Source organism: Hyphomicrobiales bacterium (genome assembly GCA_039989895.1).
GTDB lineage: Bacteria > Pseudomonadota > Alphaproteobacteria > Rhizobiales > JACESI01 > JACESI01.
Genome location: JBDXGY010000006.1, coordinates 1,107,246 through 1,132,985, shown reverse-complemented (window position 1 = coordinate 1,132,985; position 25,740 = coordinate 1,107,246). Strand labels below are relative to the sequence as shown.

The window sequence follows — 25,740 nt, the reverse complement described above, 5'->3', positions numbered from 1 at the left end:
GGTATTTAGCTTTGTGAGAATATTAGTGTTTGTTTATATTTATACTCACACAGCCAGCTATGCCAGCCAAATTTAAGAGAAATTAGCTCGATGAATCAGGAAAAAGGATAGGAACGCTTTTTGTGACGGTAATTTCATCAAGGGTGATGTGGCATTCATAGGCGATGGCTTCAACGCCGCGTGCTTTTGCTTCAACAAAGGTTTTTGCATAAGTAGGGTCTAAATCTTGCGCAAGAGCGAAGGCGTCTCCGTCCTCGCGCTGGATGAGATAAACCATCACCGCGCGATGGCCTTTATCCACCATATCACCTAATTCCACGAGATGCTTGGCGCCGCGTGTTGTGACACTGTCAGGAAATTCCATAAGGCCGGATTTGCGCGATAAATGGACGTTTTTGACTTCCACGTAGCAGTCAGGTTTTGCTTCATCTGTGAGAAGCATATCAATGCGGCTGTTGACCCCGTATTTCACTTCCCGCTTTAAATTTGCATAGCCTGATAGTTCAGTGATGGTGTCGGCTAGGATCGCTTCTTCAACGAGTTTGTTTGGGTTGTTGGTGTTGATTGCGACCAGAGTATTGTCAGCCTCAATGATTTGAAAATCATATTTCAGCTTGCGTTTTGGATTATTCGCCTCTGACAGCCAGACGGTTGAGCCGGGCTCTTTCAAGCCCAGCATTGAGCCAGGATTAGCGCAATGAGCGGTAACTGCTGTGCCATCATCAAGGACGACATCAGCAAGAAACCGCTTATAGCGCTGCACCAGTTTTCCGCGTTTTAAAGGTGTCGGAAACTTCATGAAAAATCACAATGTTCACAACAACAGTGTTCACGACATAAGAACGCCAATTGCTTGAGCCTTGTTATTGGCCGATTTTTATCAGCTCAATATCAAATTTCAATGTTGCATCAGGACCAATGTCTTCACCTGCGCCATTCGGGCCATAAGCGAGATTTGAAGGGATAGAGACTTCCCACTTGTCACCAACACTCATCAATTGAACCACTTCAGTCCAGCCGGGAATGACGCCAGAGAGTGGGAAAGTTGCAGGCTCACCCCTTGCGTAGGAGCTGTCAAACTCTTTGCCATTAATAAGCGTGCCTTTGTAATGCACGGTCACCGTGTCGGTTGCTTTTGGTTTTGGGCCATCTTTACCAGCTGTGATAACTTTATATTGCAAGCCGCTGTCCAAAGTGGTCACGCCTTCTTTGGCACCATTTTCTTTTAGATAAGCTTCGCCTTCTTTTTTATTGGCAGCGGAGATGCCTGCTTGAGCGGCAGCCTGTTCAGCGGCGACTTTCTTTTGCAGTTCGGCGATTGTTGCTTGAACTTCTTCAGGGCTTAAACGGCTTTCCGTACCGGATTGAACATCTTCAATCGCAAGCAAAAAGGTTTTTGGATCGATCTCGATACCATCTCTTTTAAGTTGCTCAGCGGTGTTTCGACCAATGATGTAGCTGATTTTTTCTTCAGGTGTTTCCAATTTACCGGCAGTGCTTTCTTGTGCGTGCGTGCTTCCGCCTGTGTATCCAGTAAAGAGGATGGCTGCAGCAGCAACAGTTGTGATAAGTCCAAACTTCATGAATTGAATTCCTTTGTTGAGCATCATGTGTGCTAAGGTCAAGCCCCTAGTCTTCTTACGCTAGTGTTATTCTACTTTTAAAAAAAAATCTATTTCCTCACCAAGGATTTATCTGTCTTTCACGTCTAACTTTTATAATGCATATGAAATCGAGCGATGAAATACTGGTAGAACGAGCAAAAGCGGGGGATCGCACCGCTTTTGGCGAGCTTGTTGCGACCCATTACGATTTGATTTTCAGATTGTCATTTCGCCTGCTTGGGAGCCAAGCTGAGGCCGAAGATTTGGCGCAAGATGTCTGTATTGAACTTCCCGTTAAATTACAAAGCTTTAGAGGGGAATCAAAATTCACCACATGGCTCCATCGTGTGGTGATTAATAAAGGGCGTGATGTGATGCGGCGCAAGGCCACACATGCTCGCGCGGCAGTCGGATGGGGTGATGTTGAAGTGTTGCGCCATGCGGCGGATGCCGAAACAAAGGCGGATATACACTGGCTTCAAGAGGCAATAGGGCACTTGCCGCAAGAATTACAGGAAACACTTGCTTTGGTTTTAGGGGAAGAAATGACCCATGCCGAGGCAGGCGCGTGTCTTTCTGTCAGTGAAGGCACAATAAGTTGGCGCATGAGTGAAGTGCGCAAAGCATTAAAAAAACAAGCACGGTCAGAGGAGAAGCTTCAATGAGTAATGAATTTGAAACACTGAAGCACAGGCTTGATAAAGCCACGCCTGCGCCATCCAGTGAGGCGCGGGAGAGGGCGCTTTTGCTCGCGATGGAAAATTTTGATGAGGTTCACCAAGGATCGAAGTTTGAGGCACGTCTGAATGATAAGCAGCCCACAAAAGCGGCTGATATCACAAAAGGATTTTTTGCCATGCTTCAAAATTTAAACTCGCGCCAGTTTTACCTAGGAACCGCCTCCCTCGCTGCCATTATTGTAGCCGTAGGTGTGACACAAAATTTGACTAGTTTTTTACCGCTGCAAAGTGTCTCACAGGAGCAAATTGATCACACTGTTGAAGCGGATGTATCTGACTCTGCCGATTTATCGCTGGATGAGGTGCAAATTGCGCAACAAGCGCCAATTGCACAAGAAGCGCCAATTGCGATCTCTCCTCCCGTCAGCAGAAAAGCCAAATCTTTGCCCTCACAAAACAGAGCCAAAGCTGTTAAGCGGAGCGGACAAGCTCCAAGCATTGTCTCTTCTAAAATTCAATCTAAAGCTCGAAGTTCTGAGGCGTTTGTTTCGTCTCCAGATGTGTCACTTGTACGGCCTGCACCCCAACCAGCGCCATTTACTGATGCACGGGTTGATCGTGAGCAGTTTCCCGATAGCGCCCCTAATCCTTTGAAGACGGTTGCTGACGCGCCAGTTTCAACCTTCTCGATTGATGTGGATACGGCGTCTTATTCCTATATGCGCTCTGCTATCGAGCTGGGGCAATTGCCAGACCCGCAATCGGTTCGTGTGGAAGAGCTGATTAATTATTTCGATTATGCCTATAAGGCGCCGGATAGTGCGAATGTACCGTTTTCAACCAGTGTTTCGGTGATGGAAACGCCGTGGAACACGGGCACAAAACTCATGCAAGTTGGCATTAAGGGGTTCACGCCGCCTGCTATTGATGTGCCACAGCATAATCTAGTTTTTCTGATCGACACATCAGGATCTATGAATCAATCCAACAAGTTACCGCTTTTAGTTCAATCATTTCGTTTGCTGCTTTCAACCCTTCGTCCTGACGATAAGGTTGCTATTGTCACCTATGCGGGCAGTGCTGGTTTGGCGCTTGAGCCGACGGCGGCGAGGGAGAGCGACAAGATATTGGCAAGCTTGAAAAACCTCACAGCTGGTGGTTCTACGGCTGGGCAAGCGGGTTTGCAACAGGCCTATGCGATTGCAGAAAAAATGGCCGCAGATGAGGGTAAGGCCCGCGTTATTTTGGCGACCGATGGCGACTTTAATGTTGGCCTTTCCGATGTTGAAAAGCTGAAGAAATATATCAGCGAGAAGCGCGAAAGCGGCACGCATCTCTCGGTGCTTGGTTTTGGACGGGGCAATTATAATGATGCCTTGATGCAAAGCTTGGCGCAAAACGGCAATGGTTTTGCTGCCTATATCGATACTCTATCGGAAGCCCGCAAGGTGTTGGTCGATCAGGTGGCTGGGTCTCTGACCTCGATTGCTAATGATGTGAAAATTCAAGTGGAGTTTAATCCGCAAACGGTCTCCGAATATCGATTGATTGGCTATGAAACCCGCGCGTTAAAGCGCGAAGATTTCAACAATGATAAAGTTGATGCTGGAGACATCGGTGCGGGTCATACGGTGACGGCGATTTATGAGGTAACGCCGGTTGGCTCTAAGTCCCAGCTTGTAGATCCATTACGTTATGGCGAGAAGGCAGAAAGCACCAAAGCGAAACCAGCTCAATCGTCTGATGAATTAGCATTCGTGAAGCTACGCTATAAGTTGCCGGGCGAGGCGGTGAGCAAGCTTATCACCACGCCGGTGACTCGGGATCGTCAAGATATTCCTGAAAGTGAAGCCAATTTTGCAGCGGCTGTTGCGGGTTATGGTCAGATTTTACAGGGGAGCGATTTTTTGGGCGAATGGAGCTTTAAAGATGCTGAAGCGCTAGCACAAGCGGGCAGAAGTGATGATCGTTTTGGCTATCGTTCCGAGTTTTTGTCGCTTTTGCGATTGGCCACTTCTATCAAAGAGTAATATTGAGCACCGTTTTTGAAGCTGTCTGGACAACTTGTTTGTTCAGACAGCTTTTGATTTAGCTCAAGCTTTGATAGATATGTGGGAGTTCAACTCTATTTGAGGACTACCTATGGCCGACAATACAATCATTACTGCTGCTGTTCTCGTCATCGGTGATGAAATTTTGTCAGGTCGCACGAAAGATACGAATTCAGGGTATATCGCGGAATTTCTAACCAATATCGGCATTGATTTGAAAGAAATTCGTGTTGTATCCGACGATATGGACGTCATCGTTGACGCTGTGCGGGCACTCTCAAGCCAATATACTTATGTCTTCTCAACTGGGGGCATTGGCCCGACTCATGATGACATCACCGCTGATGCGATGGCGACTGCCTTTGAAGTTGGTATTGAACACAATAAAGATGCCATTGCGATTATGCTGGCGAAATATCCTGAAGGTGTTGAACTGAACGAAGCGCGTATGCGCATGGCCCGCATTCCTCTTGGGGCATCGTTGATTTTGAATAAAGTATCAGCACCGCCCGGATTTAATATTGGCAATGTGTATGTCATGGCCGGTGTTCCAAGTGTCATGCGGGCGATGTTGGATGAAGTGGGACCAACCTTATCAGTGGGCGAGGTGGTCCATTCGCGCACGCTGCCTTTTTATAAGGGCGAGGGCACGATTGCTGCTGGTCTTGGCGCGCTGCAGGCACGCTATGACGATATTTCCATTGGCTCTTATCCGATGAAACGCGATGGACGGTTTATGACAAATATTGTGATGCGCGGACGCGATGAAGCGCGCTTGGCTGATGCAGAAAAATCAGTTGCCATCCTGATTGAAGAGCTAGGTGGAAAAACGCCCTGATGAGTGATGCTAAGGCCGATCAAAGGTATCATGTTACTTGGGAGCAATTCCATAGTGACACCTGTTTATTAGCTGAGAGTTTAAGTAGTTTGCGATCATGGGACGTGATTGTTGCCATCACGCGAGGAGGTCTTGTGCCGGCCGCGATTGTGGCCTTTGAACTGAACATATGCCATATCGAGACGATCTCTATCGCGTCTTATGATGATGAGAATAAACAAGGTGATATTGCGCTTTTGAAACCGGTGAGCGATCAAGTTCTTGAGGCCGGTCGTAGTGGTTCAGGTGTTTTGATTATTGATGATTTGGTGGATACGGGAAAAACAGCGCGGGCTGTGCGTGAGATGATGCCAAAAGCATATTTTGCAACGGTTTATGCCAAGCCAGATGGTAGACCACTAGTAGACAGATTTACCCGCGAAGTAAGCCAGAACACTTGGGTCTATTTTCCATGGGATAAGGTCACTCCTTAAAGATACCTCCTGTGTGATAAGGGGATAAAATTACTTTCCCCTCTTGCACTTAGCGCAATGGCTGATAAACATGCGATCGGTCCGCCCCCTTGGTGAAATTGGTAAACACAGCGGACTTAAAATCCGTAGCCTTCGGGCTTGCCAGTTCAAGTCTGGCAGGGGGCACCATTTTCTGTCTTACGACAGCTTCGCATCGCTCAACGCCTCCAACGGGAGGGATGTTCGTCCGACTCGCTTTTTCGCGTGCGGTACAGTTCGGTATTTCTCTGTGGGGCGCGTCATTTTTGATTTAATGCTAAAGTTTTCGTTTTCTTTGGCAAGCGTCGAAAAACCAATGACTAAATCAGAGGTAGCCTGCCACCGTATAAGTCCACATAGCCTACCATATATTGACGCTGCTAACCCATTAAGTTTATATCTTAATAAGATAGTATAATTCTGCATCATTGCGGTTTTCTACGAGAACAAAAATGAAAAATAAGATACTCAGATTACGCCCTTCCGGTATGTTTTCCAACGTCAACGAAGTTGTGCAGCAAATATTTCTTGCCAATAAATTTAAATACCGATTCACCATTGATTGGTCGAAGTCATGCTACCGTGATAAAGCGCGTAAGGAAGACCCCTGGCTATATTATTTCGAGCCAATTTGGCGAGATGGTTATTTTGGCAAAATTAAAAAAAAAATTTGGAGTGAAGCACCTAAAATCGAGAAATTGTTGGGTGGTACGCAGGTTATACGCACCAAAGACAATATTATTACACCCAGAGAGTATGATGGGGCCCTCAAGGTATTACTTCCGCGCAATCGTATAGTGCCTTACGCTATTATACAAAAGCATATTCGATTGAACCAAAAGACTTCGCAGACAATTCAATCCTTTAGTGAGCAGTTTTTGGAACAACCATATATAGGTCTGCATATTCGAGGGCCAGGCGCATTCGATGGACGATCAGACGCATTACAAGCTGGTCAGGGTTCATTCGCAAAACTACCGTTGCAACACTACTTTAATGCCCTTGATGCTGCTTTGATAAAAACTCCGAACGCCAAGATATTAACATGCTCAGACTCGTCTTATGTCATAGAAAAAGTAAAAAGTAGGTATGGTGATCAAGTGGTTACATACAATGCGACAAGAAGCGACTTTGGCGAAATGCACGCCAGCCACGAAGCAAATAATGGGCAAATTTATGATAATTTTAATCTCGGCCTAGACGTGGTTGTAGAAGCGCATCTTCTGGCTAAGAGTGCCCTCTTGATTCACGGAACTAGCAACCTAACAAACTTTGTATTAAGTAAGTCTCCTGATCTTCCTCACATATATATATAAGGCTAGAGTTATTCTCCAACTATGTGGATGAGCGTGCGATTGCCCAAATCATCTACGCACTTACAAGCTTTAATTTATTGAAATCGCTCCATTATCCGTCCAAAATGAGCCGTGGAGTTCTTAAAGCATGGGCTTTGCGCCGAATTAATGGCGATTTCAGTGAAATACCTTCCTGCTATCGCCCCTCTTTAAGAGCAAAAAATTTCTTCTCATTGGCATTTTGATAGTGATATTTGCTCATTGTCTTTGGTCGCTGTTTCAGCATTTTTCAATATATCTAGCCAGTGTGACATTAATTGGTGTGATTTCATCGGCATTGAGAAAAATATTCTGCTGATGAAGCGCTTGTGCGTATATTTTTTTGTTTTAAATTGTGCGCTGCAAAAACTTGACATATGTCAATGAAAACATACATCTAACCTGTAATACCCTCAGCTGAATAAACCTCCCAAGGAAGCTAGAAATGTTGAATGTAGCCCTCAAAGACGAGATCGTTGAGCCACTCACCCACGGGTTTGAAGTGCCAAAAGGTGTTTATGATTTGCCTGTTATGGAAGTCAAACATTATACAGATCGTCTGTTTTCATTCCGTCTTGCGCGCCCTGATGCTTTTCGTTTTCGTTCGGGTGAGTTTGTGATGATTGGTCTGCCGGGTCAAAAACCGGTTTGGCGTGCTTATTCTGTCGCATCACCTAATTGGGAAGGTCATATTGAATTCTTTTCAATCAAGGTGCCGGATGGCCCGCTGACAACCGAGCTTCAAAAAATTCAACCTGGTGATTCTGTTTGGATGCGTCAAAAGTCAACTGGTACGCTGGTTCATGATGCGCTCATCCCCGGTAAGCGTCTGTTTTTGATGTCCACAGGTACAGGCGTTGCGCCTTTTGCCTCTATCATCCGCGACCCAGAGACCTATGATAAATTCGAACAGGTAGTTCTGGTTCACACAGCACGCGAAAAAGGTGAGCTTGAGTATGGCTATGACCTAATCCGTGAAATTGAGGAAAGCGAACTGCTTTCTGAATTGGTTGGAGACAAGCTGGTTCACTATGCAACCACCACACAAGAGAAATCTGACCACATGGGCCGGATCACGGATCTTATTCGTTCAGGCAAGTTCTTTGAGGACATCGGTGGCGCACCACTGAACCCAGAAGAAGACCGCATCATGATTTGTGGCTCTATGGATATGCTGAAAGAGCTTGCTGAAATTGCAGAAGATGCTGGCTTTGAAGAAGGCTCTAATGCCAAGCCGGGTGCTTATGTGATTGAAAAAGCTTTTGTTGGCTAGAAGCCAGTAAAAGCAGCGCTGCTTGCGACCTTATAGAAACTGACTCGTTATATTTCCCCTGTATGGTCTTTCGATCATGCGGGGGATGTGCTTTATAGCGCTTTGACTTTAAAGAAACGGGGAATGGTGATGAGTGGATGGCCAAGCGAGCTGCGTGTTTCAAAAGATAAGCGCACTATAACGATCGTGTTCGATGATGGCGTGTCATATACACATTCTGCCGAATATTTGCGTGTTGTCAGTCCCTCTGCCGAAGTTCAAGGACATTCGCCTTCACAGCGCAAGACGGTTTGGGGTAAACGTGATGTTGAGATTATGAAGCTCGACCCTATTGGCAATTATGCGGTGCGCATTACTTTCACTGATCTGCATGACACGGGTATTTTCTCTTGGGCTTATCTTCGTGAGCTTGGTGAAGAATATGAAGAGCGTTGGAATAGCTATCTCGATGAACTCGATGACAAAGGTTACGACCGCTGATTGACGCTTCTCTATGCTAAGTTTCTGCTTTTGCGAGGGCGACCAGCATTCCTCTAATTTTATTTGCGCTTTTGAGTTGCTGAGGAAAGGGGATACGCATGATTGTATCGCCTGATATCAAGTCCATTCCATCAGGATCTACACCGCAAAGGCGCCAATCTTCTCCTTTTTTCATTCCCAAGGTTGCTACATAATGAGCGATGGAGCTGAGATGGTCTTCATTCATGTGCTCAATTACGCCTTGTTCCATGGCATAGAACTCACTGAGTGCTTTATGACCTGATATCGTCACGTCTGATGCTGTAAGGGCATAGGCCTTGCCAAAGCCGCCGTTCAAGCTGATGCGCCCAATCGTGAGGCGGAAAAAATGGAAATCACCGAAATCTACATAAAGTGCTGCTTTCGGGTGGCGGTTTAAGAAGCGGGTGCGTGCGCGGGTATACTCATTTGAACCGCGCTCAAGCAATTCAGCCTCACAGAACACAGTCATGCGGGCATGGGCGAGGGGGTCGCCTTTTCCTAACTCGCCAATAAGAAGCGAGCATCTTTGATCTTCACGAAGCGCTGGTGTGTGGCTTGATAGGTCGGAGACAAGAATAATAGGTGTGCCATCCATCTCTTGCGCCATTGTGACGCGGCTTGCCTGCGGGTGGCCTGAACCTGCCTCTAAGGTTGCAAGAGAGGCGTGGCGTGCCTCGCGCAGCAGGCGGGTTGCCAGCGCTCTTGCTTCATCATCTGTTTCACGCAGCACATCTTTTTTGGCTTCTTGGCTCATTTTATCTTCCACATGATAGTTTATGATCAGGTAATCGATCTTAGCTTAAATATTCTCGTCCTATATTTTTTTTAGATGAGGCGTCCACTTTCTATATCTTGAAAAAAGTGGTGCATTGATAGACATCTAGCCTCTCGCTCGATACTAAAAATCGTACAATAAACGCCGGAAAACAGCGTTAATTTTACCTCAAAAAACATGTTTAACCTGATGTTAATAGCGAACCGTCACACTTAGCCTAGTCGGGAGTGAGCCTATTTGGTTGCTCCTTGTTGTTGTAGTTGTGTGTGCGCTTTTGTTTTTTGACGCATTCATTTTGTAGCGTAGGTGAGTTATGAGTAATACGAGTCCTAAGTCGGTAGCATTGCCTGAAGTCAAAGCTTTCAGCCCGATAAGTGAAGCACCAAGCCTTTCTTCTCCAAAAATTGCCGAAGTTAAACCTCCAGTTAGTTTAGCGCCCGCTGCTGAAGTTCAATCGATTTTGACACAGCCAAGTGTTGAGCCATCACCTGTCATCAATAGAGGTGGTTGTATTCTTGCTTTGCCAGGCGCAGAAGATATGCAAGCCCCTTATGTTGAAAGTATCGTGAGCAGCCAAGGGCGTGTCGCGTCAGGGCCGCTTGTGGATCATATCGACGGTGGATCGCACAGCAAATCAAAAAATTTCAACAAATCAGTTGTAGGGCTTTCATTGGTTGCTGCCGTTTTTGTGCTGTCTGCAAGTGTCTACATGATTGGTTTCGATGCTCAAAGTGGCAAGCATAATCAAGTGGCATCAAGTGAATCCGCAGCTGGGCGTGTGGGACCACCACAAGCTGTTGCTGGTAATTCACTCGTCGATCATTTCCAAGGCCGCGCGCCTGTTGAGGCTATTGAAGGCTTGAAGCCACGGCGTGTTAAAATTGAAACATTCCGTATTTCAAAACCACTCGTCGATAATGTTGATGTTGCAACAACAGGTTCAATTCGTAAAATTACTCTTGGCTCGCCAACACGTGGAGCCAGTAATGCAAACCCACTATCAGCAGTTGTGACACCACGAGCAAGACCTGAATTGCCTACGAGTTTGAACACCAGTCATTTAAGCGGCAGTACAATTGGAAAAAAGCTGCAAGCATTGCGCGATGGTAGCCGCACAACTCCGCTAACAATTGTGCATATTGGTGGCAGTCATATTTCCTCTGACTCATTATCGCGCGGTATTCGTGATGGCCTTCAATCTACATATGGTGATGCAGGGCGGGGCGCGGTTATTCCTGCGAATGCATATCGTTATGCCCATGCTGATGGTGTGCGGATGGTCACAAGTGGTAGTTGGTCATCGGCTGATAGCGTTAAAGTTAAATCAGGGCCTTATGGCCTTTCCGGCGTTCGGGTTGCGTCGTCTTCGCCAACGGCAACAATGACACTATCAACCAAAGGTGCTGCTTTTGATTGGGCCGAAGTAACCGTTTTGACTGGGCCAAGACAAGGCACCGTCAAGCTTTTTGCTGGTGGTCAAATCAAGACATTTAACGCTAAGGCAGCAACTGTCAGTTCGAAAGTTGTACGCATTGAAGCTAAAGGCGAAGAAGTTGTTGTCAGCCCTGCAGGTGGTAAAACCACGGTGCTAAACTGGGCGACCGGTCGCGAGAATGCTGGTGTGCGCTATGTGAATTTTGGTATTACGAGTGCTACGGCTTATTTACTAAACCGTTGGGACCCAAAACTGGTTGCCAACGACATGCGTCATCTTAAGCCAGACCTTATTGTTTGGGGGTATGGCACGAATGAAGGGTTCAACGGTAATTTGAACATGAATTCTTATCGCAATCAGGTTCAGAAAGTTTACACTAATTTGAGTGCCGCTGCGCCACAAGCAGATTGGCTATTTATGGGACCAGCATCGGGTCTTGCGCGGTCGGGCAAAGCTGCTGGTTATTGCGGTGCATATCGTATTCCTGTGAAGCTTGGCGCTGTGAGAACGGCATTGAAAGATTTTGCAAATGCCAATGGTCGTCACTTCTGGGATTGGAGTGAGGAGATGGGCGGTGCATGCGGGATTGATCAGTGGGCAAAGGCATCACCGAGGCTTGCCGCTGGTGATCGTGTTCATTTAACCCCTAAAGGTTACCGCAAGAGTGCGGAGTCATTCGTAAATTACATCAATACACTGGTTGAACAGCCACAAGTTGTTGCGGCTGTGAGTACATCAGCTCTGTAATTTATTGACGAAGCTAAGCGCTGCTTCCCAAATAGCTATAAAATGGAATGAGGCGATGTGGGATCTTGGACCGGCGCAGGTGACTGAAGTTCTGTGTGGGTGGCTTCAAGGTATCATAGGCGTTGCTGATTAATTAAAGGCTGCTGATCAATTGGATAGATCGCTGGCCGGCCCAGATGCTTGCAATTATAATACAAGGCATTGCTAAAAATAAACGTAGTTTATCCGCATAGCTTGGGAACTTTCGGATCAAGTAATATAAAGGCAGACCACTGATTAAGACGATTGCGACCTGACCGATTTCGACGCCAATATTAAAGGCCAATAAGCTTTGCCATAAATTGCTGGAATCGACTTGCAATATTTTGCTTAGAACGAATGAAAATCCAAGGCCATGCAAAATACCGATTGCCGTGGTGATCGATAAGCTATGCTTTTTAGAGGTCTTCGATATGGCGATCACGGCAGCATAAATGATTGATAAAGCGATGGTCGTTTCCACAAAGGGCACAAACCATGCTCCCTTGGGTATGAAGCCGAAAAAGCCTAATGAGAGTGTAATGCTGTGCCCAATTGTAAAGCCGGTGACACGCCATAAAAGCGTGCTTATTTGTGTTGCGCCCAATACCAGGCAGAAGACAAAAAGAACGTGATCTAAGCCTTCAAAAATATGCCGCATTCCTTCCCAGATAAACGTGCTGACTGCTTTAAAAACAGAGCGTGAAATGGAAGTCGGTTCGCTTAAAAGACCACGAATTCTGAATGTTAAAACATCCTCACCCTGATGGTCGAGAATTAAATTTGCCGTCTCGTTTTGACGTTCTAATCCGGGGTTGAGTGTGCTTTTTAGCTTGTAGCGCGTGATCTTTTGTTTTGAAGGATAGAAAATCTCGGCATCGATAATTGTGTCACCGACATATGTCACCTCAAAGTCTTTATGATACACATCGCCCTTGAGTGCCCGGCGTGCTTCTTCTAGCTGTGCGAAGGGAGCTTGTTGGAGGGCAGGGTATGCTCTGAGCTTGACGAGTTCACCCGCCAGAGTATTGCCATCTATCAAAATTTGATGGCCATTAAGAACGAATTGACCAAGACCAAGCGGGTCACGTTCTAAAGCGTTTTTATCCAGATAGTGCACCAGCACATCATCTTCCAAGCTATTTGTTGTGAAGGGTGCGGCTTTGCGGTTTCCATTGCCATCCTCTGGTCCAAGCTTGTCGGCGACGAGATAGGCCATGGGCAGGCGAATGAACGCGCGAAGGCCGTCTGTCTCATGGCTGATATGGATGACGCGGATATTAACGTTGAGATTGAAATGAGCGTGGGACTGTTGAACCGCAAGGAACGAAATTGATCCAATGGCAAGTAAATTGATTATGTAAAAAAATAAGACGGCGCGTAGATCGCACCGCCTCATTCGATAAAACTTAGATAACTCCATCGCTCTTTATTGAGTTACCATATTGTTGGAGCCGAAATACATGACGTGGTTTTTCTTTGATTTTATATCGCTTGCTTCCATTTCAATTGATGCTGATTCCAACAATGTATGTTCGTGGGTTTTTACCCATTCGAGTGCTGGTTCAAGAGTTGACGTGTAAAAGGTTGTCTCTGGCACCAAATAATGGTGTGGGATTGCGACCTTCGCGCCGGTTTTAGCAAATACTGAATCAGCCTGTTTGTAATCTAAAATATGTCTTGAGCCGTCGACTGGTAAAAACACAACGTCAACTTCGCCAATTTTGTCCCAGACTTCTTGTGGTGGTGTGGGTCGGTTGTCGCCCCACATCAAAAATTTCAGTCCACCTGTTTCAATGATAAACATGGTATTGTCGAAATGGCGGGCGTTGGTTGGGGCGCAAATTTCTTCGCGGCCTTCAAACTGCTTTACGGCCTCTGTCCAAGCAACAGTTCCCGGTGCGACGCATTGGTGCTTGTCTGCGATGCCTGTGATTTTTACATCGCCCAGCTGGAAAGTTCCGGCCATACGATCAAGGAGCATATTGGCGTCTACCTTATCGATCGCATCATGATCGAAATGGGCATGGGTTGACATGCCTATATCAACATCAATCTTTGGAAAATCCATTCGGTACCATAGTCCCCAAGCACCTGAGGGGTCATTGCGCCACGGATCAACAATAACGGTCAGGCCGCGCGGTGATGTGATTTTGAAGGATGAGTTGCTATAAAATGAAACGCCCACCTTTCCTGTATCTTCTGTGATGCCGCCATTATTTTGAACATCAATAATACGATTGTGGTTCTTGCCCGACTTCCAAGTATCTAACCCTGTACTTATTGCTTCACTTGCCGCGCCACCAATTACACCAACGGAAACGAGGGCTGCGAGAACTAGTTTTTGATGATTTTTCATAGCCAAAACACTCTCTGTAAATATCACTAATCATTATTACCCGCACAAGAAGCTGAATGATTATAAGGCTTAGTAAAGCGGATTTCTTAATGCTAGCACGGCCAGTTGTGACAATCTAGTTTCCATAGAATATTATGGTCACGGATTTTGATGGTATCTTGAATGGTTGTAAAATTTTGTTCCAAGCCATGTTATCAAGGCAGGACAATTCGCACTTTCATTCTTAGCGCGACTTAGCTGATCGCTCTTCAATTTGTTTAATAATTAAGTTGAATAAGAATGATGTGGTACGCCCTAGGGGAATTGAACCCCTCTTTCCAGGTTGAAAACCTGGCGTCCTAACCGATAGACGAAGGGCGCACGGTGAGGGTGTGTATAATAATTTCATCGGCAGGACACAAGAGCGAAAATGCACTTTTTATCGCCGCTAAGGCAACTTGGTTTATATTGAGGGGGAAACTCCTGTTTTTCTTATCGAAAAGTGTCATAAAAATATTGGTTTTATTATGGTTTTAGACGATTTGGATGAGTGTCGAGCGGCTTTAAAAAAATTTATGGAAAGTGCTGCGCCGGTCTGTTTTTTCACAGGGGCAGGCATTAGCACGCAATCCGGCATCCCTGATTTTAGAAGCCCAGGCGGTATTTGGTCGCAATATAGGATCATTGAATATGGCGAATTTTTGGACAGCGAAGACGCGCGACTGGAAGATTGGGACCGACGTTTTCATATGTATGAGCTTTTCAGGCAAGCCAAACCAAATGCGGCTCATGCGTTGATTGCCCATATGATGGAGGCGGGGCGCGCAGTTGGCGTGATCACTCAAAATATTGATGGGTTGCATCATCGCGCAGCGGGTGGAACTCGTAATAATGATAAATTGAATGATAGAATCGTCGAATTTCATGGCACTGGAGCCCATGCTCATTGTTTGTCTTGTGCGCAGCAGTTCCAAATATTGGACATGAAACGTCATGTGGAAGAAGAGGGCACAGCGCCGCGATGCTCTTGTGGTGGGTTGATTAAAGCAGCCGTGGTCTCTTTTGGTGAGAATGTGCCTGAGACCTATCTGGAGCGTGCTGTAGCCATGGTTGATTCGGCAAAAAATATGGTGGTAATAGGGTCTTCTTTACAGGTTTGGCCAGCCAGTGGTTTGCTGGAGCGTGCATTAAGCTGCGGTGCTTCATTGTGCATCATAAACCGTGAAAAAACTTCTTTTGATTCGAAAGCAGAACTGGTGTTGAGGGGGGATTCCACAGAAATAACTGATAATATTGGTTTTTACTGGGGGGTGTTTTCTTAAAATTGCAGCCTTACAACCTTGATAACCCTAGGTTGCAGTGAATTTATCCCCACAATCATGGGATAGTTTAAAAAAAGGGGCTAGCGGTATGCCCTCTTGATGCTATCCTTTAGAGAGAATCGTTTTGGGTATCGCAAAATTGTATTTTGATGCGGGTTTAGAGGCGTTGCGATGGAAATCAAATTTAATAATGACACAGCTGTTGGTGAAAAGCCTGAGGCAAATGATGAGGCAAATGTAAACCTGAGAGAAATTTCCGGCTACATCAAGTGGTTCGATGTTTCTAAGGGGTTTGGTTTTATAGTCCCTGATGATGGTTCACAAGATGTACTGTTGCATGTGACTTGCTTACGGCGCGACGGATATCAGACAGCTTATGAGGGTGCACGTGTTGTTTGCGAGATTGCTGAGCGCACGCGAGGCTATCAAGCGTTTCGTATCATAAGTATGGATGAATCAACTGCTTTGCATCCATCGCAGATAGAGCCATCAGCTTCCTATACACCTGTTGAAGCAACTAGCGGCTTTGTTCCGGCAACCGTTAAATGGTTTAATCGGATCAAAGGCTATGGGTTTTTGATGTTGCAAGATACGGAAGAAGACCTGTTTATCCATATGGAGACTTTGCGTCGTTATGGTATTGCGGAGCTTCGCCCGGGACAGATTATGACTGTTCGTTATGGTAATGGTGCCAAAGGATTGATGGTTGCGGAAATTCGTCCATCTGACTTTAGTGGTTTGCCTGCTTCTCACTAAATACTGATCGCAGACCTTTTGGTTTTAATCGACAAACGCGTGGTGATTTTATATAAATGATCATGCGTTATTTTTTTGCCTGTCTGTTTTCCTGTCTTTTATTCATAACTGCTGTCTTTGCACAAGAACCAGTTGAACTGCGTCTTGAACAAACCGTTGAGATCAGCGGCAAGGGCAAGGCAACACGATTTTGTGCTCATGCGGCTGATGACCCTGAATCACGTACCATTGGGTTGATGTTTCAAGAAAATTTGCCGGAATTGGGCGGTATGATTTTCGATTTTCAGGAAACAGACATCGTGCATATGTGGATGCGTAATACAATTTTGTCGCTTGATATGGTTTTTATCAGCGATACGGGAAAAATTGTAAAAATTGCCAAGAACACAAAACCTTTTTCGCTGGAAATTATTTCATCCGATGTGCCCGCGCGCAGCGTTTTGGAAATTAATGCAGGCATTGCGGACAAATATGGCCTCCAAGTTGGTGATAGCGTGGTGGTTAGCGCAACAAAATGCATACTTCCATAAATCTTCTGCACCTTTCCTCTTGAATTGAAAACAAGCCCCGTGTAGGGAGTGGGCGTCGACAAAAATAATCAATGAATTTTTGACCATTCTTTGATGAAATTTGCGACACAGACCTTTGATTATATTATGACAGGGTTTATCGGAGCGTAGCGCAGCCTGGTAGCGCATCTGGTTTGGGACCAGAGGGTCGGAGGTTCGAATCCTCTCGCTCCGACCATTTTTGTGAGTTCGACTGCCGGTTGAGCAGCAACGAGAAAAAGGACACAAAATGGTTGCACGTATTTATAAGCCGACGAAATCTGCGATGCAGTCCGGACGGGGTAAAACCAATGGCTGGATGCTGGATTATGATGCAGAGCAGCCCCGCCAGCGTGATCCGTTGATGGGCTATACATCTTCAAGCGATATGAAAAGCCAAATCAGTTTATCCTTTGATACGCTGGAAGAGGCTGAGACCTATGCCAAACATAATTCTATCGACTATGTGGTTGTGAAGCCAAAAGAGCGCAAAATCACGCGCGTTGCTTACGCTGATAATTTCAAATATGGACGACTATTGCCTTGGACTCACTAAGGTAATCGTTTTCATGGGGTCCCGTAGCTCAACTGGATAGAGCACCTGCCTTCTAAGCAGGATGTTGCAGGTTCGAGTCCTGCCGGGATCGCCATTTTTTAAAAGTGATTGATATTCAAGGATTAATTTAAATTTATCCCTAGCCCTAAATATAAGAATTATGTGCAATGATCATCATTAGTAGTTTTCCTCGAAGCGGCAATCATCTTACTAGATTTTTGATAGAATATTTAACTGGAAGATCGACAATGGGTTGTATGGATAATCCACGAGATATTCCAATTTTTAGAACTGAATTTTCTGAAAATCCATCTGTATTATCGCATGTTAGCGGACCTCGAATTGGATTTAAGTCGCATAAAGTATATGATAATGGAGTGCTGATTAATCTCGAACTTTGTGAACGTTTAATACTAATACAAAGAGAACCTGCCGAGGCAATTTTAGCACATCATGTGAAAACTGGTAAATTAGGTCGTCTTTTGAAGCAAAAAAAGAAAATTAAAAGAAGTATCAAGAACTACTTTGCCCTTGAAAAATATTATGAAGAATTTTCTCAGAAGAAATCTAAAATTGTTTATGAGAATTTGATATCTCCAAACAAGTCGGACTATCTGCCAGAACTCCAAAAACTTGCGGACATTTGTTCACCGCATGTTGATAGTCAACGCTTTTCAGAGCTGTGTGAAGATTTTACAAAATTTAGGACAATTTCTAGCCAAGGAAAATTTGGCGACTGGGGAGGGTACAATAGTCAAGGGAAAAGCGATTACTACCAATCAAAGATGCATCCTGTGACGAAAAGATTATTTGATTATTGGATGAAAAAATATTCTGTTTGAGGCGTTTTCATGCAGGCTTTAATTTCAATTGATAACAAGAGTTGCATCACACACATTTGCGATATTTGAAGTAATTATAAACTTAGGTGAAGCGTTATAAATGATTGTTTTTGCAAGGATTCTGTGAATTAAATTCCTAAATTGGCACAATGCGTTCAAATAAGTAAGTGAGGAACGTTAGGCTATTAATTTTAAAAAGATTTATTACACCTGCCGAGATTACTACCCGAATTACTAGTATTTTCTTTATACATGCCGTAGCGCGTTATGAGCGCAAACACGCTTCAAAGCGTGGCGGCGAATTTGGCGATGGATTTTTGATAAACCGTGGCCGCGTTCCATGTCTTCAGCACGTTATAGTTATGGCTGCCGGGTTGGTAGCTACCACCTGCTTTCCAGCCTTTCCTCTTGAGAAAATTGGCCGTAGAAGCAAGGACGTCAGGCACTGAACTTACAAGGTTGCGGCGACCATCACCGTCGAAATCTACACTAAAGGCGACATAGTTTCCGGGTAGAAACTGGGTTTGTCCGATTTCGCCGTGGCGCGCGCCGCGCATTTGGGAGCGTGGCATCCAACCGTTGTCGAGGATTTGTAAAGCGCCCAGTAAATGAGGGCGGAAGAAATCGGAGCGGCGGCAATCGTGGGTGAGGGTGGCGAGCGAGGTGATCACATCATGTTTGCCGGAAAAGCGTCCAAAAGCGGTTTCCATACCCCAAATGGTTACAAGAACCTCTTTGGGTACGCCAAATCGTTTTTCAACACTGGCAAAGACGCCAGCGTGTTTTTTCAGTTTAGCTAATGAAGGTCTTTTGAGCCCGGTTGTGCGTAGTTTATAAAAGGCATCGAAGCCTTTCTTGAAAGATTTGCGCTGAACGCGATCAAATTTTATCGTCGCTGAGGAATATTGGGTTCCTTGAAGGGCAGCAATACCGCGTTTGCCAACACCTTTCTTTTGGGCGTAGGCTGAGAAATCTTTTTTGAATGCATTGAATCCGTTGGCATTTTTCCCACATTGTGCGGCAACTGCTGCGCTCGACATAAGTGTGAGTGCTACTGTGCCCACGACGATCAATGTTCTTTTCATCATAATTCAATCCAAATGTTGTTATTAGATGGCTCACTTTATTATAAGCGAAAAATGAAGAGTATTTCTAGTGTTAAGGGGTTTAGTGCTTAATTTGAGCCAAATTCGCTGCGCAATTTAGCGCCATGCTCATTCAATTTCGGTACGGGACCGTATGTTTCGCTTCTGCCGGCCACAACAGCGGCGGGGGCTAAAAGTTCAGCTTCTCCGTTTTCAGTCTCAACCCGTATAAACCGGTTTTGGGGGTGTGCCATCAAATCATCCAAATCCGAGAGACGGCCATAGGCAATGTCGGCTTTCTTTAGAAGGGCGATATTTTCTTCGCGCTCATGCTTTTTGAAAAAATTATCAAAAATGCCGTCAACAATTGTGCGGTTGGCGACGCGGTCAGAATTATTGGCGAAGCCTTCTTCTCGACTCAGCTCTGGCCTGCCTAAGACAATGGTGCAAAGATTTTGCCATTCTCGTTCGTTTTGAATTGAAATCAAAACCACTTTGCCATCACGACAGGTATAAGCGCCGTAAGGGGCGATGGAGGGGTGTTTGAGACCTACGCGTTTTGGGGTGGCTTTGCCGTAGCGATGTTGGAGATAGGGGACATTCATCCAATCGGAGAGGGCGTGAAATAAGGAAATATTGATTTGGCGACCCTGGCCAGTGCGTTCGCGGGCATAAAGAGCTTGGAGGATGGATTGATGCGCTGTCATGCCGGCTGCGATATCGCACACAGAGATTCCGACTCGTGCGGGGGCATCCTCAGTGCCGTTGATCGCACATAATCCGCTTTCGGCCTGTATCAGCAAATCATAAGCTTTTTGATCTCGCCACGGGCCTTCATGCCCATATCCGGAGATCGAGCAGATGATAAGACGCGGGTTTTTGTCACGCAGTTTGGCCGGATCAAAGCCAATGCGCTCAATCGCACCAGGCGCAAGATTTTGAATGAAGATGTCTGCTTGGGTTAGCATACGGTTGAGGATCGCGTGATCTTCAGGCTTTTTTAGATCAAGGCAGATTGATTGTTTGCCACGGTTGAGCCAGACAAAATATGAGCTGTTGCCGTTGACGTGTTTATCGTATCCACGCGCGAAATCCCCCTCGGGGCGTTCGATTTTTAAAACACGCGCGCCTGCATCGGCCAATTTGCCAGAAGCATAGGGTGCCGCGACCGCTTGTTCTACCGAGACGACGAGCAATCCTTCGAGGTCTTTCATTAATCCGCTCATCCTAAAAAATAATCTATTGATAGGATGCTATCAGGAAACGGCGGTCCATGATAGCAATTGGCAGTCTATAGCTTCAAAATCTTAGTATGTGTCAAATTGGCCTTTGCCAGCAGAAATGTCATTCATAGCACGCGCTAAATCGACATCCAGTTGTGTGATTCCGTTATTGTCATGGGTGCAAAGTGTCACATCCACACAGCCGTAAACATTTGTCCATTCAGGGTGATGATCTATCTTATTAATAACAGTGGATACACGTGTCATCCAACCGAATGCCTCGATGAAATCTTTAAATTTAAAGCATTTAGTTAGGCATTTCCCTTCGCTTGAAACTATCCATCCAGACAATGTTTCGATGGCAGCGCTGAGCTCTTCTTTATTTAAAGTTTCGGCCATTATCTGTTCCTATCTGCTTTGTTGTCGATAAAATATAAACTGTGAATCAAGATTCGTCGATGATATTGTACCTTTCTATAAATGGACTTTTGTCTATAAAATTAAATGGCACGTTCATTGTGTATTACAGGAGAATATAACACATGGCTGATATTACAGAAGATGATTTTGTTGAGAGCGTTTTTGATGCGCTTCAGTATGTGTCTTATTTTCATCCGCCGGATTTTCTTCAACATATGACGGCGGCTTATGAGCGGGAGGAAAGTCCGGCTGCGAAGTCTGCCATGGGGCAAATCTTGGTCAATTCTCGGATGTGTGCACTAGGACGGCGACCAATTTGTCAAGATACAGGCACGGCCCATGTTTTCGTGCGCTTTGGTATGGGCGCGAAGCTTTTGAGCAATAAGTCTTTGCAGGAATTGGCCGATGCGGCTGTGCGGCGTGCATATCTGCATGACACCAACCCGCTGCGAGCCTCGATTGTCACTGAGCCTTTTGGCAAGCGTAAGAATTCTGGCGATAATACGCCGTGCATTGTGCATGTTGAAATGGTGGAAGGAGACACCATAAAAGTGGATGTTTCTGCCAAGGGGGGTGGATCTGAGAATAAGGCGAAATTTACCGTTTTGGAGCCGTCTGAATCTGTTGTTGATTGGGTTGTGAACACGGTGGAAAAGCTGGGCGCAGGCTGGTGCCCGCCCGGTGTGCTTGGCATAGGGGTTGGTGGTAGCGCTGAAAAAGCCATGATTATGGCGAAGCAAAGCCTTAATGAGCATATGGATATGAGCGAGTTGCTGCGTCGTGGTCCTTCGTCATTGATAGAAGAAACCCGTATTGAGATTTTCAATCGTGTGAATGGGCTTGGTATTGGTGCGCAGGGGCTAGGTGGCAACACGACCGTGCTTGATGTGCGGATAAAAACATTTCCAGTTCATGCAGCATCACTGCCGGTGGCGCTAATCCCCAATTGTGCAGCAACGCGCCATGTGAGTTTTGAGCTGGATGGCACGGGACCGGCTGATTTGACGCCTCCTGATATTTCGGACTGGCCTGAGATCGTGATTGATCAGACAGATGGCAGCTCGCGGCGTGTGGATCTTGATCAATTGACGGACGCGGAGGTTGAAAGCTGGAGGCCGGGTGAAACTATTTTGCTTTCAGGCAAGCTTTTAACCGGTCGTGATGCAGCCCATAAGCGGATGATTGAGACGATCAACAAGGGCGAGCAGATGCCCGTCGACCTCAAAGGTCGCGCGATTTATTATGTGGGTCCAGTTGATGCGGTGGGCGATGAGGTTATTGGTCCAGCAGGGCCGACCACATCCACCCGTATGGATCGTTTCACGCCACAACTGTTGGCGGCCACTGGCCTTAAGGTGATGATTGGTAAGGCTGAGCGTGGGCCGGAAGCAATAGAGGCGATTAAAAAGCATAAGGCTGCTTATTTGATAGCTGTTGGTGGCTCGGCTTATTTGGTTTCAAAGGCTGTAAAGTCAGCGCAGATGGTGGCCTATGAAGATCTTGGAATGGAAGCCATACGCGAGCTTGTTATCAAGGACATGCCTGTGACGGTTGCCGTTGATGCCAATGGAACGTCTGTTCACCAGACAGGACCACGCCAGTATCGCCGCGCAGTCGAGTGAAGCGCTAAGCGGAAGGCTCACGATGGCGGTTGCCATTCATAAATCCAGTTATAGCGTTGTTGCAGACGCTTGCCGCCTAATGCTTTCAAGCCAAGGTCGCGGGTACGCGCCATCATGCTAGACCAGTGATAGCGCTCGCCGTTCGCTTTTGCCTCGTTCCACACGCGGGTGACGCGTTCTTTTCGTAATGACTGGTATACGGCAAAGGCATCATTTATATTTGTTTTGTTGGCGATGACATGGGCGAGCGTTGCAGCATCTTCTATGGCCATGGCCCCGCCTTGTGCCAAAAAAGGCACCATGGCATGGGCTGCATCTCCAATCAGGACCTTGTTATCGCGTGACCATGATTGTTTGGGTTCAACAGTATAAAGCGGCCAGCGCTGCCAGTTTTCGCCTTTTTGCACAAGGCTGATGATTTCATCATTCCAATCTTTGAGATGGTGTAAAATATCACTCGGTGCAGCGGGGGTGGACCAGCGTTTTTCTGGTTGTTTATCTTTCACGACACAAACGAGATTAAGCGTGCCCTTCTCATCAACTGGATAGGCTACAAAGTGTGCATTGCCGCCAAGCCACATGGCAAGGTCATTGGTTGCGGTCCATTTTGGTGCCTGATTTGCGGCAATCATGCAGCGAAAGGCTGTGCGACCAGAAAAGCTGGCCTCTACAGAGTTTACTTGTTGGCGTAGCGATGACCACACGCCATCAGCGCCGATGATGATCCCATCTTTCTGCGCGAATTTTGTGTTGAATTGAATGTCGATGTCTTGTGCTACGGCCTGTTCATAAAGGGCGCCGATTAAGGCCTGACGCTTTAAAACCAGATAAGGAGCATCATGGGTGCGCTCGAAATCTGTTCCAAGCGGCATGCGTGTGATCATTGTGTTTGATCGGCCCGTGCAGACGCTGAGATGGTTCACCGCATGGCCGGATGTTTTAATGCGTTCACCAAGGCCCAACCCATCAAGGACTCTGAAAGCATTTGGCGTTATTTGAATACCAGCACCAGCCGTGGTGATATTGGCGCGTTTTTCAATGATTTTTACTGGTATAGAGTGTTGTTTCAGGCATAAAGCGGCTGTTATTCCAGCAATGCCTGCGCCTACAATCGTTACAGATTTTTCGGCGGATGCAGCCAAGTTTTATGCTGCATCTTCTGTATAGAGATTACCCTCAGGGCGTGTTTCATGCGATTTGAGAGTGGGATTATACTTATAAAGAGTTGAACAATAGGGGCATACTTTCACATCTTCTACTCCCATGTCGATGAAGACATGAGGGTGATCAAAAGGAGCTTTTGCGCCAACGCACATGAATTCCTTGACGCCTATTTCGATCTGTTCCACACCGGAATCGTTAGAGAAGTGTGGAATATGTGTATCGGCCATGCTCGAATACCCTTTTATTATTCTGTATCAAACCCTATGACGGTGCGCAGGATATGCCTAGTAGATATTTGGTCGAATCTAATACACTTTAGACATTATCGTAAAGCATGAAATGCGCTTTTAGAATAACTGTGAGGCACAAATATGTTGAATAAATTCAATTCTAATGGCGTCGAGCTAGCCTATCGTGATGTGGGTGAGGGTGAGCCAATTTTTCTGGTGCATGGTTTTGCGTCTAATTCCTATACGAACTGGGTTTCTCCGGGTTGGTTCGATACGCTAACTGGTGCTGGATACCGCGTGATCGCACATGATAATCGTGGTCATGGGGAGAGCGAGAAACTCTATGATCCTGCGCTTTATGATGCTCCGCTGATGGCTGAGGATGTGCGCAGCCTCATGGATCATCTTGAAATTGAGTCGGCCTATGTGATGGGTTATTCTATGGGTACGCGTATTTCTGCATTTCTTTGTCTCAATCATCCTGATCGCGTTAAATCTGCTATTTTTGGGGGGCTTGGTATGGGGCTCATTAATGGCGTGCCGGGCACAATGGAAATTGCGCATGGTCTGGAAGTGGATGATCCATCCACTTTAACGGACCGGGGCGCTATTGCCTTTAGAGCCTTTGCGGATCAAACAAACAGCGATCGGCTAGCGCTTGCTGCGTGTATTCGAGAATCACGCACTAAAATTAAGTCCGATGACATTCGTCGAATTCAACAACCAGTTTTAGCAGCTGTTGGAACACAAGATGACGTGGCCGGTGACCTTGAGGGGCTGGTTGATTTATTACCAAAGGGGGAAGGGCTGCCTATTCCAAGGCGTGATCACATGCGAGCCGTGGGTGATAAAATCTATAAAGCAGGAGTTGTTGAGTTCTTATCGCGTCAACTTTGATTGTTATTTTTCATGAAAAGCGTTAGTCTTGTTATGTGATAGTTCAAGAAAATTGCTTGAATCCATTCCTCTAACACCGATATTCCCTTATAATAACACCAGTGTTTAGTTCGGCGTTGCCGTCTCTATCAGTGCGAGGAGCACAACAGTGAGTATTCAATCTTCTAAGTCACATCTTAAAACAGTTGACCCTGTTTGGAATGAAATAAGACGTGAGGCGGAGTCTGCGGTTCATCGTGAGCCAACTGTTTCCAGCATGATGTATTCTGCGATTTTGAATCATGAAACACTCGAAGAAGTAATTGCCGCGCGCATTGCTGACCGCCTAGAGAACCGCGATTTGCGCTCGTCTGTTTTTGTTGAGGCCTATCGTGATGCGATAGCTGATCAACCATCAATTGGCGAGATGATGCGTGCGGATATTACGGCTGTTTATGAACGCGATCCGGCTTGTGAACGGTTTATTGAGCCGGTGCTCTATTTCAAAGGATTTCAAACGCTCCAAGCCCACCGTCTTGCGCATTGGCTTTTGGCGCGCGGGCATCGTGATCTCGCGCTGATCATTCAGTCATCAATTTCCATGCGTTTTCAAGTAGATATCAATCCTGCCGTGAAGCTGGGCCAAGGTATATTTTTGGATCATGCAACTGGTGTTGTCATTGGCGAGACGGCTGTTATTGGCGATAATGTTTCTATTTTGCAAAATGTGACATTGGGTGGCACTGGCAAATCTGGTGGTGACCGTCATCCTAAAATTGGTGATGGCGTCTTAATTGGTGCAGGTGCCAAGGTTCTTGGTAATATCAGGGTTGGCCATTGTTCGCGCATTGCCTCCGGTTCTGTTGTCTTAAAAGAAGTGCCGCCTGAAACAACCGTTGCTGGTGTGCCAGCCAAGGTTGTGGGCAAAGGTGGTTGTTCGGAACCATCGCGCTCTATGGATCAGATTTTGGCTGAAAAAGAAGATTTATTCATTGGCCAAGGTATTTAGGC

Annotated in this window: 26 protein-coding genes and 4 tRNA genes; 19 read left to right on the top strand and 11 right to left on the bottom strand. The window is 46.1% G+C overall.

Translation table 11 applies throughout. The annotated features are described in order from the left end of the window. Positions 1-82: 82 nt before the first annotated feature. Together sfsA and ABJ081_11865 are read right to left on the bottom strand one after the other, a co-directional pair. Entirely contained in the window at positions 83-799 is a 717-nt protein-coding gene (gene sfsA, locus ABJ081_11870; protein ID MEP6357363.1) for a DNA/RNA nuclease SfsA, read from the bottom strand. 64 nt (positions 800-863) lie between these two features. Further along, positions 864-1,583, bottom strand: coding sequence for an FKBP-type peptidyl-prolyl cis-trans isomerase (locus ABJ081_11865; protein MEP6357362.1), 720 nt, complete (start codon positions 1,581-1,583; stop codon positions 864-866). 137 nt (positions 1,584-1,720) lie between these two features. Here ABJ081_11865 and ABJ081_11860 point away from each other — a divergent pair, with 137 nt between their 5' ends. The 8 genes from ABJ081_11860 to ABJ081_11825 all read left to right on the top strand — a co-directional run bounded on the left by ABJ081_11860 (position 1,721) and on the right by ABJ081_11825 (position 8,751). After that, positions 1,721-2,269 carry an RNA polymerase sigma factor gene (locus tag ABJ081_11860; GenBank protein ID MEP6357361.1) on the top strand — a complete coding sequence of 183 codons (549 nt, stop codon included), beginning with the start codon at positions 1,721-1,723 and terminating at the stop codon, positions 2,267-2,269. Next, the gene (locus ABJ081_11855; GenBank protein ID MEP6357360.1) at positions 2,266-4,314 is read left to right on the top strand and encodes a VWA domain-containing protein; all 2,049 of its coding nucleotides are present in this window, start codon (positions 2,266-2,268) and stop codon (positions 4,312-4,314) included. Before ABJ081_11860 ends, ABJ081_11855 begins: the two co-directional genes overlap by 4 nt. A gap of 112 nt (positions 4,315-4,426) precedes the next feature. Then, positions 4,427-5,173, top strand: coding sequence for a molybdopterin-binding protein (locus ABJ081_11850; GenBank protein ID MEP6357359.1), 747 nt, complete (start codon positions 4,427-4,429; stop codon positions 5,171-5,173). Then, positions 5,173-5,646 carry a xanthine phosphoribosyltransferase gene (gpt, locus tag ABJ081_11845; protein ID MEP6357358.1) on the top strand — a complete coding sequence of 158 codons (474 nt, stop codon included), beginning with the start codon at positions 5,173-5,175 and terminating at the stop codon, positions 5,644-5,646. The genes ABJ081_11850 and gpt overlap by 1 nt, the downstream gene beginning before the upstream one ends. A gap of 83 nt (positions 5,647-5,729) precedes the next feature. Next, positions 5,730-5,814, top strand: a tRNA-Leu gene (locus ABJ081_11840). A gap of 302 nt (positions 5,815-6,116) precedes the next feature. Next, positions 6,117-6,980: a hypothetical protein gene (locus ABJ081_11835; GenBank protein MEP6357357.1), complete on the top strand. Its 864-nt coding sequence runs from the start codon at positions 6,117-6,119 to the stop codon at positions 6,978-6,980. A 463-nt stretch (positions 6,981-7,443) separates the two neighbouring features. Then, positions 7,444-8,271: a ferredoxin--NADP reductase gene (locus ABJ081_11830; GenBank protein ID MEP6357356.1), complete on the top strand. Its 828-nt coding sequence runs from the start codon at positions 7,444-7,446 to the stop codon at positions 8,269-8,271. A gap of 126 nt (positions 8,272-8,397) precedes the next feature. Continuing rightward, positions 8,398-8,751 carry a DUF971 domain-containing protein gene (locus ABJ081_11825; protein MEP6357355.1) on the top strand — a complete coding sequence of 118 codons (354 nt, stop codon included), beginning with the start codon at positions 8,398-8,400 and terminating at the stop codon, positions 8,749-8,751. Positions 8,752-8,767: 16 nt separating this feature from the next. Here the strand turns inward: ABJ081_11825 and ABJ081_11820 are convergent, their stop codons facing one another. Further along, positions 8,768-9,526, bottom strand: coding sequence for a DUF2470 domain-containing protein (locus tag ABJ081_11820; GenBank protein MEP6357354.1), 759 nt, complete (start codon positions 9,524-9,526; stop codon positions 8,768-8,770). 334 nt (positions 9,527-9,860) lie between these two features. Here ABJ081_11820 and ABJ081_11815 point away from each other — a divergent pair, with 334 nt between their 5' ends. Further along, complete coding sequence (locus ABJ081_11815; GenBank protein ID MEP6357353.1) at positions 9,861-11,729, top strand: GDSL-type esterase/lipase family protein; 1,869 nt, start codon at positions 9,861-9,863, stop codon at positions 11,727-11,729. Positions 11,730-11,862: 133 nt separating this feature from the next. On the opposite strand, the gene ABJ081_11810 is transcribed toward ABJ081_11815, so the two are convergent. The 3 genes from ABJ081_11810 to ABJ081_11800 form a co-directional block, all read right to left on the bottom strand. Next, positions 11,863-13,146: a HupE/UreJ family protein gene (locus ABJ081_11810; protein MEP6357352.1), complete on the bottom strand. Its 1,284-nt coding sequence runs from the start codon at positions 13,144-13,146 to the stop codon at positions 11,863-11,865. A 30-nt stretch (positions 13,147-13,176) separates the two neighbouring features. Further along, positions 13,177-14,106: an MBL fold metallo-hydrolase gene (locus tag ABJ081_11805; protein ID MEP6357351.1), complete on the bottom strand. Its 930-nt coding sequence runs from the start codon at positions 14,104-14,106 to the stop codon at positions 13,177-13,179. Positions 14,107-14,391: 285 nt separating this feature from the next. Beyond that, positions 14,392-14,466 (bottom strand) — tRNA-Glu (locus ABJ081_11800). 146 nt (positions 14,467-14,612) lie between these two features. On the opposite strand from ABJ081_11800, the gene ABJ081_11795 reads away from it, so the two are divergent. From ABJ081_11795 to ABJ081_11765, 7 genes are all read left to right on the top strand, one after another. Further along, on the top strand, positions 14,613-15,407 hold the full coding sequence (locus ABJ081_11795) for a Sir2 family NAD-dependent protein deacetylase (GenBank protein ID MEP6357350.1): 795 nt from the start codon (positions 14,613-14,615) through the stop codon (positions 15,405-15,407). 171 nt (positions 15,408-15,578) lie between these two features. Then, positions 15,579-16,163, top strand: a complete 585-nt coding sequence (locus ABJ081_11790) for a cold shock domain-containing protein (protein MEP6357349.1) — start codon at positions 15,579-15,581, stop codon at positions 16,161-16,163. A 56-nt stretch (positions 16,164-16,219) separates the two neighbouring features. Beyond that, complete coding sequence (locus tag ABJ081_11785; protein ID MEP6357348.1) at positions 16,220-16,693, top strand: DUF192 domain-containing protein; 474 nt, start codon at positions 16,220-16,222, stop codon at positions 16,691-16,693. A gap of 140 nt (positions 16,694-16,833) precedes the next feature. Continuing rightward, positions 16,834-16,910: transfer RNA gene (locus ABJ081_11780), tRNA-Pro, on the top strand. A 51-nt stretch (positions 16,911-16,961) separates the two neighbouring features. Further along, a complete protein-coding gene (locus ABJ081_11775; GenBank protein ID MEP6357347.1) occupies positions 16,962-17,267 on the top strand; it encodes an ETC complex I subunit in 306 nt (101 codons plus the stop codon). A 17-nt stretch (positions 17,268-17,284) separates the two neighbouring features. Further along, positions 17,285-17,361: transfer RNA gene (locus ABJ081_11770), tRNA-Arg, on the top strand. Positions 17,362-17,524: 163 nt separating this feature from the next. Continuing rightward, positions 17,525-18,109, top strand: a complete 585-nt coding sequence (locus tag ABJ081_11765; GenBank protein ID MEP6357346.1) for a hypothetical protein — start codon at positions 17,525-17,527, stop codon at positions 18,107-18,109. 284 nt (positions 18,110-18,393) lie between these two features. On the opposite strand, the gene ABJ081_11760 is transcribed toward ABJ081_11765, so the two are convergent. The 3 genes from ABJ081_11760 to ABJ081_11750 form a co-directional block, all read right to left on the bottom strand. Beyond that, positions 18,394-19,197, bottom strand: a complete 804-nt coding sequence (locus tag ABJ081_11760) for a lytic murein transglycosylase (protein MEP6357345.1) — start codon at positions 19,195-19,197, stop codon at positions 18,394-18,396. Between the two features lie 86 nt (positions 19,198-19,283). Beyond that, a complete protein-coding gene (locus ABJ081_11755; GenBank protein MEP6357344.1) occupies positions 19,284-20,408 on the bottom strand; it encodes a CaiB/BaiF CoA-transferase family protein in 1,125 nt (374 codons plus the stop codon). Between the two features lie 93 nt (positions 20,409-20,501). Further along, entirely contained in the window at positions 20,502-20,816 is a 315-nt protein-coding gene (locus ABJ081_11750) for a 4a-hydroxytetrahydrobiopterin dehydratase (protein MEP6357343.1), read from the bottom strand. A 143-nt stretch (positions 20,817-20,959) separates the two neighbouring features. On the opposite strand from ABJ081_11750, the gene ABJ081_11745 reads away from it, so the two are divergent. Next, positions 20,960-22,459 (top strand): fumarate hydratase, encoded by a 1,500-nt coding sequence (locus ABJ081_11745; protein MEP6357342.1) that lies wholly within the window; start codon positions 20,960-20,962, stop codon positions 22,457-22,459. 17 nt (positions 22,460-22,476) lie between these two features. On the opposite strand, the gene ABJ081_11740 is transcribed toward ABJ081_11745, so the two are convergent. After that, positions 22,477-23,601, bottom strand: coding sequence for an FAD-dependent monooxygenase (locus ABJ081_11740; protein MEP6357341.1), 1,125 nt, complete (start codon positions 23,599-23,601; stop codon positions 22,477-22,479). 3 nt (positions 23,602-23,604) lie between these two features. Next, entirely contained in the window at positions 23,605-23,850 is a 246-nt protein-coding gene (locus tag ABJ081_11735) for a zinc-finger domain-containing protein (GenBank protein ID MEP6357340.1), read from the bottom strand. A gap of 144 nt (positions 23,851-23,994) precedes the next feature. Between ABJ081_11735 and ABJ081_11730 the strand changes: the two genes are divergently transcribed. Both ABJ081_11730 and cysE read left to right on the top strand, forming a co-directional pair. Beyond that, a complete protein-coding gene (locus ABJ081_11730) occupies positions 23,995-24,750 on the top strand; it encodes an alpha/beta hydrolase (protein MEP6357339.1) in 756 nt (251 codons plus the stop codon). 148 nt (positions 24,751-24,898) lie between these two features. Beyond that, a complete protein-coding gene (cysE, locus tag ABJ081_11725) occupies positions 24,899-25,738 on the top strand; it encodes a serine O-acetyltransferase (GenBank protein ID MEP6357338.1) in 840 nt (279 codons plus the stop codon). Positions 25,739-25,740 lie beyond the last annotated feature (2 nt).

What these genes read in the sequence shown, in the direction of transcription:
- ABJ081_11755 (MEP6357344.1), bottom strand. Translation starts at nt 20,408, where the DNA reads ATGAAAGACCTCGAAGGATTGCTCGTCGTCTCGGTAGAACAAGCGGTC.
- ABJ081_11820 (MEP6357354.1), bottom strand. Translation starts at nt 9,526, where the DNA reads ATGAGCCAAGAAGCCAAAAAAGATGTGCTGCGTGAAACAGATGATGAA.
- ABJ081_11775 (MEP6357347.1), top strand. Translation starts at nt 16,962, where the DNA reads ATGGTTGCACGTATTTATAAGCCGACGAAATCTGCGATGCAGTCCGGA.
- ABJ081_11745 (MEP6357342.1), top strand. Translation starts at nt 20,960, where the DNA reads ATGGCTGATATTACAGAAGATGATTTTGTTGAGAGCGTTTTTGATGCG.
- ABJ081_11760 (MEP6357345.1), bottom strand. Translation starts at nt 19,197, where the DNA reads ATGATGAAAAGAACATTGATCGTCGTGGGCACAGTAGCACTCACACTT.
- ABJ081_11735 (MEP6357340.1), bottom strand. Translation starts at nt 23,850, where the DNA reads ATGGCCGATACACATATTCCACACTTCTCTAACGATTCCGGTGTGGAA.
- ABJ081_11830 (MEP6357356.1), top strand. Translation starts at nt 7,444, where the DNA reads ATGTTGAATGTAGCCCTCAAAGACGAGATCGTTGAGCCACTCACCCAC.
- ABJ081_11785 (MEP6357348.1), top strand. Translation starts at nt 16,220, where the DNA reads ATGATCATGCGTTATTTTTTTGCCTGTCTGTTTTCCTGTCTTTTATTC.
- ABJ081_11750 (MEP6357343.1), bottom strand. Translation starts at nt 20,816, where the DNA reads ATGGCCGAAACTTTAAATAAAGAAGAGCTCAGCGCTGCCATCGAAACA.
- ABJ081_11865 (MEP6357362.1), bottom strand. Translation starts at nt 1,583, where the DNA reads ATGAAGTTTGGACTTATCACAACTGTTGCTGCTGCAGCCATCCTCTTT.
- ABJ081_11765 (MEP6357346.1), top strand. Translation starts at nt 17,525, where the DNA reads ATGGATAATCCACGAGATATTCCAATTTTTAGAACTGAATTTTCTGAA.
- ABJ081_11810 (MEP6357352.1), bottom strand. Translation starts at nt 13,146, where the DNA reads ATGAGGCGGTGCGATCTACGCGCCGTCTTATTTTTTTACATAATCAAT.
- ABJ081_11790 (MEP6357349.1), top strand. Translation starts at nt 15,579, where the DNA reads ATGGAAATCAAATTTAATAATGACACAGCTGTTGGTGAAAAGCCTGAG.
- ABJ081_11855 (MEP6357360.1), top strand. Translation starts at nt 2,266, where the DNA reads ATGAGTAATGAATTTGAAACACTGAAGCACAGGCTTGATAAAGCCACG.
- ABJ081_11805 (MEP6357351.1), bottom strand. Translation starts at nt 14,106, where the DNA reads ATGAAAAATCATCAAAAACTAGTTCTCGCAGCCCTCGTTTCCGTTGGT.
- ABJ081_11850 (MEP6357359.1), top strand. Translation starts at nt 4,427, where the DNA reads ATGGCCGACAATACAATCATTACTGCTGCTGTTCTCGTCATCGGTGAT.
- gpt (MEP6357358.1), top strand. Translation starts at nt 5,173, where the DNA reads ATGAGTGATGCTAAGGCCGATCAAAGGTATCATGTTACTTGGGAGCAA.
- ABJ081_11835 (MEP6357357.1), top strand. Translation starts at nt 6,117, where the DNA reads ATGAAAAATAAGATACTCAGATTACGCCCTTCCGGTATGTTTTCCAAC.
- sfsA (MEP6357363.1), bottom strand. Translation starts at nt 799, where the DNA reads ATGAAGTTTCCGACACCTTTAAAACGCGGAAAACTGGTGCAGCGCTAT.
- ABJ081_11860 (MEP6357361.1), top strand. Translation starts at nt 1,721, where the DNA reads ATGCATATGAAATCGAGCGATGAAATACTGGTAGAACGAGCAAAAGCG.
- ABJ081_11730 (MEP6357339.1), top strand. Translation starts at nt 23,995, where the DNA reads ATGTTGAATAAATTCAATTCTAATGGCGTCGAGCTAGCCTATCGTGAT.
- ABJ081_11815 (MEP6357353.1), top strand. Translation starts at nt 9,861, where the DNA reads ATGAGTAATACGAGTCCTAAGTCGGTAGCATTGCCTGAAGTCAAAGCT.
- ABJ081_11795 (MEP6357350.1), top strand. Translation starts at nt 14,613, where the DNA reads ATGGTTTTAGACGATTTGGATGAGTGTCGAGCGGCTTTAAAAAAATTT.